Source organism: Erwinia sp. (assembly GCF_031978025.1).
Lineage (GTDB): Bacteria > Pseudomonadota > Gammaproteobacteria > Enterobacterales > Enterobacteriaceae > Erwinia.
In genome coordinates this window covers 1-10,835 of sequence record NZ_DALZCD010000106.1, presented here as the reverse complement: position 1 = coordinate 10,835, position 10,835 = coordinate 1, and the positions used below count along the sequence as shown (strand labels likewise).

Genomic DNA, 10,835 nt, shown 5'->3' with positions numbered 1-10,835 from the left:
GATTATCGCTTTTGCAGCTGTCGCGACCTTTGGCAAGAATATCATCTCCTCACGTGTGGAAACGACCCAGCAGGAGATAAGCCGATTTAATCAGGGTGATGACCATACTTCCCTTGGCTCACGTTTTACCCTGTGGCAATCTGGTGTCGTTGCTATTCAGGAAAACCCACTGGGGCAAACCCAGGCGACCAGGAATACCATTATTCGTCACTGGATAAGTACCAACCATCCTGGCTCTTTCGCCCTGGATTATATTGACGTTCATCTGCACAATGAATTTCTTCAATACACTTCGCTGTTCGGTATTTTTGGCTTTTTTATCCTGCTGTTTTTCTTTATCAGGTTAATTTTTGATAACGGTCTGGCAGGCGTCTTCGGCAATCCCATTTCGATTATGGCTATTTCCGCATTGCTTTATGGCATGACGGACGTATTGTTGACGTCCATAGAGTACGTAGTGGTGCTCAGCACGCTGATTTTATTGGCCAGCGTTAACGGTAATAAAAAAGCGATAATGGATAAAGTATGACTAAAATAGCCATCTTTGTCATTAATCTGCCTGTTTCTACAGACCGTCTACATTCTATGCAGCAACAGCTGTCTGCTATAGGTAAAGACTTTATTACTATCAAGGCCGTTAATGGTTCAGAGATAGCCGATGACGAATTCTTTTTTTATAAAAGAGAAGTCAGCTATGCCATCACCAAAGGTGAGGTAGGCTGTGCGATGAGTCATCTGAAAGCGTACAAACAGCTGCTTGACTCTGAATACGACCTGGCCCTGATTCTGGAAGATGACGTGACTATCCCTGTTGATATTGAGGAGCATCTGGACAGCATTGCTAAAAACAATAGCAATCGCCACAGCACCGTGACGCTACTCTCGGAAGTTCATCACTATCAGAATAAAAGTCTGTATTCCACGGGAAAAGATCGCCATGTTCATAAAGTCCTTAATGCCGCCTTCTCTCATGGTTATGTCATCAACAGACCGGCGGCAAAAAAGATGCTCGCAAACCTCTTTCCAGTCTGGTGTGTAGCCGATCAATGGACGACATTTCAGGAATTCGGATTGATTGATGTACATGGCGTCGTGCCCTCACTAATAAATACCTATGAACCTTTGGAAAAAGTCACAACTATTGGTGACAGAAGTTCAGCTGGGATTAGACATGAGAAAAAAATGATATGGTCCAGAATAAGAGACTCGCGCCCTTTTATATTAAAAATAAAAATAAGTTTGTGGTTAGCTTTTGCCAGGCCTTTTATTTCCATTAAAAAAACGTAGACAGTCAATAAAAATGAGGTAGTGAGCAGATTGCTACCTCAGTGCATTTCAGTGCATCCTTGCAAATCCAATCAGGTAAAAATCACCCTGCAATAGCTGGAGGAAGACGCCTCTACTAACTTAGCAAAAGTATTAATGCCTGGCTACTTGCTTCATTTATCACCTTACAGACAAAGCAATGCATTATAGTGAAAAAAGCAATCTTACCTTAAGCATGATTTATAAAAAATAAAATACTTTAAAAAAAAGAGCACCCTCCCCAAAGGAATACATTAAAAAAACCATTAAAAATTTATTTAAAACACCCTCATCATTAAAATAAAACCTGACAAGCCAGCACCCATTAATGGTTACCTTCAACACCTCCCGTGAAATAATAAAGGCAGTAGTCATTTAGATATCCAGACACTCCTTCCCCCCCTACTATTTAAATCACCCATTAAATATTAAAATTAAGTACGAAGCATATTAGTCATTGGTGTTAATAATTAATACTGGTCTAGATAAAGGCCTCTTAATCCAATCAGGCTGTACGATACCAGCCCATCAGCTTTATAAAGGTGTTGACTATCGAAATGGCAGCTCCGGAACCCGTAGTAGATGTTGTCCCTGATAAAGTATGTGAGTGAGCGCCGATACCTACACTATGGGAGTGTGCACCAGAGCCGCCGATACCTACATTGTGCGAATGCTGGCCATTTGCAGAGGTGGGCGCCTGTATTGCCGCACCGCTTCCACCACGCGACAGCGCGGCACTTCCTCCCGGAGCCTCCCAGGTCCCATAAACAGCGAGCCCGTCCTGATTGGAAGGTAAACGCATCCCTGAGCCATGCTGGTGATTGCCCTGGGCGTCTGTCCAGGCGTTATGTCCGTGATCGCCGACGCCAGAAGTCCCTACAGTCCCGTAGTCAAAAGTACTGGTACTGGCGGAATAGGTATGATTATGCGCAGGGAGATTCCCCGTAGCTAAAGTTATCTGATCGGCCCCGCCCGTTGCCATTACGTCACTTCCACTGGCGCTGCCTAATCGGATAGTTTTATTTTCGCCTATGTATGCCCATTTTGTGCCAGGAAAAAGCACGTTAGGATCTTTGTTTTGTGCAAACCAGACAACAATTCCAATCGGGTAAATCGCTTCAATAATTAATTTACTCTGCAAAGCTTTTTCAAAATTACCCAGTATTTCTTCCGTATTACCATCGTCTTTAACGTCTTCCCCACTATTATTAGCGATAAACTGCCCCACTACATGAGACATGGTTGACGCCTGTCGCCAGACCTTATTCAACTGTTCACTTCTGGCGATACCGGTCTGAAAGCCGTTTGCCGTGGCATCCAGCGCTTCATAATCCGCCTGCGAAAGCACATTTGCACTTTCGCCCGTAGCAAAAGGTTTAAAGTCATTTTTTGCCATTGTTATTCTCCATTAATTTTATAATTTACCGTGACGCCGGCAGGCTTGATCGCCAGATAGCCCTGTTTGATAATTTCTTTGGTAATAGTGGACAGGTTTTTTGCCGTCACATATACCGTTACGGTCATATCCTGATTATCGGTAAAGGTGATATTGATATCCTGCTTCGTATAAATTTCTTGTAAAATGGCGGGCAGCGTATCGGCCGTGCCGTCCCACTTATTGGCGCCGATTTTAGCGCGCAGCATAGTACGATAATCTTCATCATCCACGTTGATAATGCCGGAGTCAGGTTCATATCTGCCTTTCCAGCTGCCGAGATCGAAGCCCAGCGAGGCTTTATCCAGGGTAAAAAAGTAATCTTCAATCGGCGCGTTGATACTTCTGGCTCGCCCTATCCATTCACCTAAAATATCCAGCTGTGCGCCGGTGGCGTTGTCGATATCCAGCGCCCTCACGACCTCAGCAAAGAGGTCGATAATTTCTTGCTGCGGTCGCGTGCTTAAATCGATATGGTCGACGTATTTTTCTTTGTCCCGATGGTAATTGGTGATCAGATCGAGGTATTTCATGAGGTCACCGATAGCGTAATATTATCCACCTCGCAGCGGGCAAATTCGTTATAGCCGATAGCGATATTGCCGGAGGAAAGCGCGGCTTCACTTTTGCCTGCCAGCAGGCTCAGGATGTCGTAGTACTGGCTGTCCGTACTGTCCTGCCCTGTAGTCAAATTAGCGGGCGAATAAAGACGGCTGAGCAGAACGCTGTTGCCAATCCCCAGGTTGTTGATATAGGCCGCCAGCGCTTTTTTAATTTTCTCCGCGATGGGGCTGGTGTAGCCCGTCAGCGCTTTCAGCTCCAGCGACAGATATACCGGCACCGGCACCGGCCGTGAAAAGCGGATCGCCTGCGGCGTGCCATAGCTGTCAGCAAGCGTGATGGCGGTATTGCCAAAGGTACCTACACCCAGAGATTTCTTTTTACGAATAACGTCGGCAATCGCATTTGCATCTCCGCCCTGCACCACGGCTGAAATGGTATGAGCGGGCAGGCCATTTGCATCCTTATCCTCGCTGTCGTTCTGGTAAAGCTTATGGCCGACGACGCCTGCAATATTTGAAATCGCGCCGTCCAGCGCGTCAAAAGTGGTCAGCGCCGTCAATGAAACGCTTTGCGCCTGCCGCAAACGTAGCTCTGCATCCGTTTCGGCAACGCTTCCCGTGGCCGCCGCATTCAGGTTGGTTACCGTCTGCCAGCCGCGCGTCGGCGTGTTGATTTGATTAACGGAACCGCTTACCGCCGCCACCGGCCCGGTTTCTGCGCAGGTGGCCGTCACGGTGACCGTTCCCGTGGTGGCAATCGTTACGCTTGTGGGCAGGTTCCAGATAACGTTATTACTGTCCCTGACCGAGCCGTTAACGATTGTGGTGCCCGGCGTGCCGCTCAGCTGCACATCCACTGTTGAGTTGGTCGCCGCTTTGCGCACGATACCGTTGATTTTTACATTGCGCGTCAGCGCGTCGCCCACCGCAGTAGCAGGTGAAAACGAGTTGTAGCAGGTTATCGCCATGTTATTGGCATCGTGGATCGCCAGCGCCATAATCGCTATCATCTGGCCGTCCTTGCTGTCCGGCTCCAGATAGGCGTCGGTGCCATAAATCTGGCGGAAGTAGTCGGTCAGCGCGCCGAGGATTGTCTGGTAATCAGGCGCGCCGATCCCCTGGGCCGTTATCGTTGCCGATAACCCCAGCCGGTCTGTCTTAAGAGCCATTATGCCTCGCTTGTTACTGTGGTCGTGCCGTACAGCGTTTCCACGGTGACCGTGAAAATTGCCCGGCGGGATGAAGAGTCGAAGGTTGTATTAAAAGAAAGAATGGACTTCACGCCTTGAGTAGCAAGAATGCGCTGGCGCAGAACCATTTCTGCGGCCGTGCTGTTCTGCCTGCCGGTAAGCGATTGCAGCCAGGGCGTCCCTTCCGTGGTATCCAGGAACCATTGCCCGTACCATAACTGCAGCCGTGTTTTAATCGCCTGCGCCACGCATTCGGGTGAGTTAACCAGGAAAGCGCTGTCCCCTTTGCCAAAGGCGTAATCGCCGTCCTGCTCTTCTCTGCGATATCTCATTGTGGCCCCCTGGTATAGCTGCTGCCGCTCTGAATACCCCCATGAACGTGATCGATCTGGCTGATGCCGCCAGCGGTCTGATCGCCGGTTGAGGTAATGTCACCATTGACGCTCAGATTGCCGTTAAGCGTTAGCCGCGTGGTAGTGATATTGACCTCACCGCTCTGCTTCAGCTCAATAAAAGCCTCTCCTTTATCCGTGCGGATCTGCAAAGCCTCGGTGCTGATGGCGCTGATTTTCTCCTTTTGCGACTGCGGGCCAACCAGCGCGAACGCGTCGGACAGATCGTGCTGACGCGGGTCGACCGGTTCCTGCACGCCGCCGTTTTGCCACCAAAAGTCGATACAGCGATCGCTGAAGATGACCAGGCACTCGTCGCCCGGTTTAACAGGGAAAGTGATGGTGCAGCCGCCGCCGCGTGGAAAAACCACGGGCACGTCCACCAGCAGGGGCAGCGCCTGAGAAACCGGCTGCCCGCTGGCATTGCGTACGCTGCCTTTAATGGCTGGCTGCACCACGCAGGTCACGTTGTCGGGATCGAAGGATTGAATAATGCCGGGTAAGGCCACGCGTAACGTTGTGGACACCATGTCCGCTAAAGCCCGATACGCCTGAGCTTCCCCGCCAATCACTGACTGGATAGAAACGGCCATAAAAACTCCAAAAAAAACCGCCTCAGGCGGTGGGTTGAATTAGTTCGGCGCGGCGGGCGCCTTAAGCGCGGTCTGTTTGTCCCGCGTGATGCAGGTCAGGGTCATATACCATTTGGTGCCGCGGGTCTGGCCCTCGTAAAGGATGCCTTTAACGATATAGACGCCATCGGCCGCGATATCGGCAGGCGGCTGCGCTTTCTTTTGCTCGCCCTGGGGCGCCGCCTGCGGCTGCGCTTTGCTCTGTTGTGCCGCCTCTCTCTTTTCGGCGGCCGCACGGTTGACCGATTCCATCGCATTACGCGTGCTGTTAAGCATGGCCTGGTTGATATGCACCAGGCCATGCAGGCGAAGCGTCGGATCGATCAGGCACTGGATTTTTATCCCTTCCGTGGTCAGTTCGGGCGCGCCGACCATGCCGGTCTGGCTGTTCAGCACCACAATGCGATCGAGATAACTTTCCTCCGGCACCATTTGCAGTTTGCCATCGACAAACTGCCAGGTGGCGCGGCATTGAGCAGCCACGTTATCCATCACCCGGCTGGCGGTTTGATAAAGCACCCGCCCCCTGGGAAAACGCGTGGGCGGCATGGTGCCGGTGGCGCCTGCAGTCACGCCGTAAGGATTAAAGCTGCGCAGGGTTAACCTGTGAATGGCGCTGGCGTCATAACCTGCAGCGACCGTGGTATTGACCGCAGCCTCCATGGCGGCCTGGTGACCATCGATAGCCTGAATTCTTAATACGCTTTCCGGGCTGGTCTGCGTATCGGCTTTGCTGCCGATCTTATTGATAAACGCATAACGGATTTCGCCGCTAAAGATTTCGCCGTAATGGGGCCCATCCGGCTTAACCGGCGGGTTTTCCACTACTTTCCCAACCATATAGGCAGGAATAACCGGCTCCTCTTCGCGCTTATCCGGCAGGACTCCCGTATAGCCCGCAATAAGGCGCAGCTTTTTATATTTGCCGCTCATGATCGCGTTGCGGGTTTCCGCACTCAGGTTATAAAGGCTGATGGTCGCCGTGCTGCCGCTGCTTTGCACATCAGTATTAATCTCAAACTCAACGCTCAGATCGCCCAGGGTAATCGACGCTTTACTGGCATCTTCCAACAGCAGCTCGCAGTAGCGCATCCAGTTAACGCTCATGCCGCCTCCGTGGTAATGCAAAGGTGTGCGGTGTAACCGAGATCGTACTGACCCGGCGCAGTAGTGCCGCTGCTATCGGAAATCAGCCACAGGCCAAAGCCCGGCTGCAGATAAGCATACTGCGCCAGCAGGTCGGCGCCGGTCACCAGCGGAATGCCGGCGATAATATCCGCGCCGTCGCTGTTTTGCAGATCGAGAAACCAGCCGCTTTCCCGCCAGATAATGCGCATTTTATAATCGATATTATTAATGGAAATATCGAACAGCTGATTATCGGGCGTCAGCGGAATTTCGGTAATAACCATCAGCGGCCCCCCGTCGTGAGAACCGCATTCGCCGGGCCGGGCCTCGCCACTTTCTTGCCGTTATTCAGCACGGCAGAGGTCTTTGTGCCCTGCGCCATGTTCTCTTTTTCCGCGCTGCTGGTGGTTCGCGTCTGCGTAATCATCAGCTCGGTCAGGCCTAATGAGGCGAACAGCACGTGTTCTGTAGAGGCATCCGTGGTCACGATAATCGAGGTGATCAGCATGTTGTTGTACAGCCGCTTGCCGGTCACCACGGTCAGCGGCTGCCTGCTGGTCATCAGCTCCCGCAAATTTTGATAGCTTTCTGCCGGGCTTAATGATGCCTGGATACCGAATGGGGTCGTATCCATAAAATCCACCAGCGAACCGCCGCCGGAAAAACCGACCTCCATCGTCAGTTCGGCAGGCAGGAGGTAAGCATGATCGGCGATGGTGGCGCCCGCTTCGACAGGATGCGTGGTGACGTTCAGTTTGTCGGTGTGGCTTTCTTTCATCACCACATTGGGAATAAGCAAACCGATTTTACGTTTGCTTTGCATTAATAGCGTGGGGAAACCCTTTATCATACCGGCATATTCCTTACGGTCTGGACAAATTGCGAGTTCACATCAAACTGACTTGCTGCCACTTTTTGGGCGGTCAGATGGGGCTCACTGCCCTGCACATAAATATTGGTTTCCTGTTGGATGCCCACGTTGCTCTCCGCCCGGCTTTGCGCCATTTCACTTTGCCAGGGAAGGCGACCGCCTACGCTGAAAGGCAGCGCACCTGTCAGGCTGTCACTGCCGGACCACGCCATCAGGTTATCCATCATCCGGGCGTGCTGCGGATTCAACGGGCCCGCCGGATCCACCCCTCCCGGCAGGGAAATATCCGCGGCTGTAGCCTGCGTCTCTCCGGCCATTTTTTTCATAAAGCGCCAGATCGGGCTGTTGGTCAGTTTATTGGTAATATCGGTAAAGAAATTATTGAAGTCGTCCTTCACCTTATCCACGGCGGCGGACATACCTGCCGACCAGTTTCCCGTCACAAAATCGCTGACTGCCTGCAATCCGCCCTTCCAGTCGAGCGTGCCTGAGGTGAGCTGGATAAAGGCTTCCTGCAACCCATCCAGCGCCTTTTTGGCCGCATTGATGCCCGGCGCCCACTGTTCCCAGTCAATCAGGGTCTTACCGCCCTCCTGCCAGGTTTTATAGCTGTCGTAAAGCGAGAAAAGCAGCGCTACCAGCATTGCCACAATCCCTATGGGCGACAGTAAGAACGCGCTGTTCAGCGCCAGCCAGGCGGCGGTCATCACGCCAAGCGTTGCGATCAGCCCTTGCGAATTTTCATCCAGCGTGTCCCACCAGCCGCTCAGGTCCGCCACCGCCTGAATCAGGCGCAAGATTACTCTTTCGCCCACTTCAGCAAGCAGAAGCAACAGGTTCACGGCGCCATCAAGCACGCGCTCTACGTCAGGCGCGTTATCGGTCAGCTTCTTCGTAAAGTTATCGAAGATCTCCCCAAGTCCGTTGTTCAGCCGGGTGCTGCTGTTGGTTTGCAGCAGCTCAACAACCTCATCAAACTTGCGTCTGGCCGTCATAAAGTGGTCGGCGCCGGAGACGGCCTGCGTCATATTGACGCCGAGAGTGTCGGAAAGCTGGTTATAGTCGCCGATAAATTTACCCAGCCCTTTTTGCATGGCGGCCAGGATATCGGGTGCCAGCCCCAGGCTGTTGGCCATCGCCCGCGCCTGCTCCTGCGGCATAGCGCCAAGCCTGCTGCTGGCTTCGCTGAAGATGTCGCTGTCCGTTTTTTTCTGCCCGCTGGCGTCACGAACCGACACGCCCAGCTTATTCAGGCGCGCTTCCGCGCCTGGCTTCGTTATGATGGCCTGGAAAGCTTTCGCTATGGCATCGTTACTGAGGCCGGTCTGGGCCGCGCCGTACTCCAGCGCGTTAACATCGCCTGCCGTCGTACCGGCGTTCTGCGCACGGACGCCAAGCTGCTCCAGACGGCTGGCGAAACGGTTGATGTATTCCACCAGCGCTTTACCCGCCTGCTCTACCGTCTGTTTGATCTTTTGCAGATCGAGCGCCTTTGCCGCCTGTTCGTTGTGTTGCCAGCCCGGCGCCTCAACAAGCTGCCTGACTTTTTGCCAGCTGGCGGCCTCCGCCGCCAGCTGAGTATCCAGCACCATCAGAAAATTTTTTGTATTTTCAGCGTTCATTGGCCTGTTTCCATTGCTCAATGCGGTGTTGATTATCCGCTTTCAAATCCAGCCAGTCGTTCAGGCGGGCAATATCCGCCAGATCCACTGAGCCATCCTTGAGTGCGGTGTAGCTGATAAGCCCGGCATCTACCGGGCGCATCAGGAAATCTTCCCCGTCAGGAAGCGTTTCCAGCGTCAGCCCGCTGCCGGGGCGTCGCTCCTGCTGACGGGGAGTTCGGGCAAAAAACTGCCCAGCGAATCCTCCACCACGCGCAGCACCAGTTTCAGCATGGTGATCAGATCCAGATCGTCGAACATCAGCACGCCCTGAGAGAAGATCGGCACCCAGCTTTTTGCCTGCTGGCGTGAGACTACTGCCAGGCAGGGATGCAAAATCGCATTGGTGTCTTCCTCGCTCATGTCTGCCAGCGACTGCGCAATAGCGGGCAGGGCTTTCTCCAGCACCTGAAAATAGTCGCCCTGGGCGGCGGCGGATTTCACCGTATTGATGTCGGAGAGCAGCCCGGCCAGCAGCGGTAGCAGCTTGCGCGACACTTTAAGCTGCTGAAAAACGTCCAGCTTAGCGAGACGGAACGGGGTGTCGTTGAGTGTGAATTCCATCGATTAATATTCCCCCATTACCACATCGATTTTGATGCAGTCGAAAATCCAGGCGGTGGTGCCACCTTCTTTAGCGAATTTACGATCGGGCAGCTTCTGGAAGGCCACGCCACGCGCGGTAATCACCTCACCCGAGGCGCTGTTGCGGATGACGATAATATTTTTCCCCCAGCTGGCGCTGCTGGCGCTCTGGGCGTTATAGACCAGCGAGAGCTTTTTATTAACCGGCGAGGTTTCCAGCAGATTAACCGTAATCTGGCCGGACGTGCCCGGCAGCAGGGTGTTCATCCCTTCGCCGTCAATTCCCAGCTTCATGCTGTTTTTATTTTCCTTCATGGAAACGGTAATGCCCTCTTCCGAACTGCCGGAACCGCTCCCCAAATCAAATACCGCACCCGGACCAATAAAAGAGGCGGTAACATCCATAAATGAATAGGCAGACATATTTTTTCCTTAGCGAACAACGTTAATTTGAACATCGGCGTAGTGCACGGCACCGGCCAGTTTGCAGGCAATCTGCATTAGCGGCGCTTTACGCGCTTCGCGATCGGCCTGCGACTGCAGCGCCAGCGGCTGGGCACAGACGTAATAGCCTTTGGTGAGCATGTCGCCGGCACCGAGCTGCCCCACCTCGCTGCCGTTCCAGACGCCCGGCGCGATCAGCCCGTTGGTGACGGCCTGATCCATCGATGCTTCCACATTGCCCATCAGCCGGGTAATGCCCGCTTCGGTCTGCGGGATTTTGCTGGCAGAGGTATAAAGCAGGTTATAGAGATTGGTCTGCACGAAGTTTTGCAGCCAGTCCAGGCCGTGGCGCTCATCAAAGAAGTCGCCGTTAGCCATCACGCCCTGTTGCAGAATGGCGCTGTCATTGGCAAAAAGGACATAGACGTTGGCTCTTTTGCTTTCCAATGCGGTGGCCTGCCTGGCATTCAGCGTTTCATAAGCGACGCCCGGCTCCTGCTTAAATTTCAGCGTCAGCGTGGTGTTACTGCCGTTGAAATTAACGGTAAAGGCGCGAGCGAACGCCGAAACGGCAGCAAAGCGACTGTGTGTGGAATACTGCACGAAGGTGCGAGCGTAGCCCGCCGCTT

At 52.9% G+C, this 10,835-nt stretch carries 15 protein-coding genes; 2 read left to right on the top strand and 13 right to left on the bottom strand.

All coding sequences use genetic code 11. From position 1 onward, the window contains the following. Positions 1 to 529: O-antigen ligase family protein (locus RTK32_RS10460; RefSeq protein WP_312043679.1), on the top strand; the 529-nt coding region annotated here is incomplete at its 5' end. After that, the gene (locus RTK32_RS10455; RefSeq protein ID WP_312043677.1) at positions 526 to 1,287 is read left to right on the top strand and encodes a glycosyltransferase family 25 protein; all 762 of its coding nucleotides are present in this window, start codon (positions 526 to 528) and stop codon (positions 1,285 to 1,287) included. The genes RTK32_RS10460 and RTK32_RS10455, both read left to right, overlap by 4 nt. Before the next feature lie 523 nt (positions 1,288 to 1,810). Here RTK32_RS10455 and RTK32_RS10450 read toward each other — a convergent pair. The 13 genes from RTK32_RS10450 to RTK32_RS10390 all read right to left on the bottom strand — a co-directional run. Beyond that, positions 1,811 to 2,701 (bottom strand): phage baseplate protein, encoded by an 891-nt coding sequence (locus tag RTK32_RS10450; RefSeq protein ID WP_312043675.1) that lies wholly within the window; start codon positions 2,699 to 2,701, stop codon positions 1,811 to 1,813. A gap of 2 nt (positions 2,702 to 2,703) precedes the next feature. Then, the gene (locus RTK32_RS10445) at positions 2,704 to 3,273 is read right to left on the bottom strand and encodes a DUF2612 domain-containing protein (protein WP_312043673.1); all 570 of its coding nucleotides are present in this window, start codon (positions 3,271 to 3,273) and stop codon (positions 2,704 to 2,706) included. Next, positions 3,270 to 4,472 carry a baseplate J/gp47 family protein gene (locus RTK32_RS10440; protein ID WP_312043671.1) on the bottom strand — a complete coding sequence of 401 codons (1,203 nt, stop codon included), beginning with the start codon at positions 4,470 to 4,472 and terminating at the stop codon, positions 3,270 to 3,272. The genes RTK32_RS10445 and RTK32_RS10440 overlap by 4 nt, the downstream gene beginning before the upstream one ends. Beyond that, positions 4,472 to 4,825 carry a hypothetical protein gene (locus tag RTK32_RS10435; RefSeq protein WP_312043669.1) on the bottom strand — a complete coding sequence of 118 codons (354 nt, stop codon included), beginning with the start codon at positions 4,823 to 4,825 and terminating at the stop codon, positions 4,472 to 4,474. Before RTK32_RS10435 ends, RTK32_RS10440 begins: the two co-directional genes overlap by 1 nt. Further along, on the bottom strand, positions 4,822 to 5,478 hold the full coding sequence (locus RTK32_RS10430) for a Gp138 family membrane-puncturing spike protein (protein WP_312043667.1): 657 nt from the start codon (positions 5,476 to 5,478) through the stop codon (positions 4,822 to 4,824). The genes RTK32_RS10435 and RTK32_RS10430 overlap by 4 nt, the downstream gene beginning before the upstream one ends. A gap of 39 nt (positions 5,479 to 5,517) precedes the next feature. After that, positions 5,518 to 6,624: a hypothetical protein gene (locus tag RTK32_RS10425; RefSeq protein ID WP_312043665.1), complete on the bottom strand. Its 1,107-nt coding sequence runs from the start codon at positions 6,622 to 6,624 to the stop codon at positions 5,518 to 5,520. Beyond that, positions 6,621 to 6,929 carry a phage baseplate plug protein gene (locus RTK32_RS10420; protein ID WP_312043663.1) on the bottom strand — a complete coding sequence of 103 codons (309 nt, stop codon included), beginning with the start codon at positions 6,927 to 6,929 and terminating at the stop codon, positions 6,621 to 6,623. Before RTK32_RS10420 ends, RTK32_RS10425 begins: the two co-directional genes overlap by 4 nt. Next, entirely contained in the window at positions 6,929 to 7,495 is a 567-nt protein-coding gene (locus tag RTK32_RS10415) for a phage baseplate protein (protein ID WP_312043662.1), read from the bottom strand. The genes RTK32_RS10420 and RTK32_RS10415 overlap by 1 nt, the downstream gene beginning before the upstream one ends. Beyond that, positions 7,492 to 9,138, bottom strand: coding sequence for a hypothetical protein (locus RTK32_RS10410; RefSeq protein WP_312043660.1), 1,647 nt, complete (start codon positions 9,136 to 9,138; stop codon positions 7,492 to 7,494). Before RTK32_RS10410 ends, RTK32_RS10415 begins: the two co-directional genes overlap by 4 nt. After that, the gene (locus tag RTK32_RS10405) at positions 9,128 to 9,280 is read right to left on the bottom strand and encodes a DUF6889 family protein (RefSeq protein ID WP_125289489.1); all 153 of its coding nucleotides are present in this window, start codon (positions 9,278 to 9,280) and stop codon (positions 9,128 to 9,130) included. The genes RTK32_RS10410 and RTK32_RS10405 overlap by 11 nt, the downstream gene beginning before the upstream one ends. Before the next feature lie 35 nt (positions 9,281 to 9,315). After that, positions 9,316 to 9,741: a phage tail assembly chaperone gene (locus tag RTK32_RS10400; RefSeq protein ID WP_312043658.1), complete on the bottom strand. Its 426-nt coding sequence runs from the start codon at positions 9,739 to 9,741 to the stop codon at positions 9,316 to 9,318. 3 nt (positions 9,742 to 9,744) lie between these two features. Beyond that, positions 9,745 to 10,185 carry a phage structural protein gene (locus tag RTK32_RS10395; protein WP_312043656.1) on the bottom strand — a complete coding sequence of 147 codons (441 nt, stop codon included), beginning with the start codon at positions 10,183 to 10,185 and terminating at the stop codon, positions 9,745 to 9,747. Between the two features lie 9 nt (positions 10,186 to 10,194). Beyond that, positions 10,195 to 10,835: DUF3383 family protein (locus RTK32_RS10390; RefSeq protein ID WP_312043654.1), on the bottom strand; the 641-nt coding region annotated here is incomplete at its 5' end.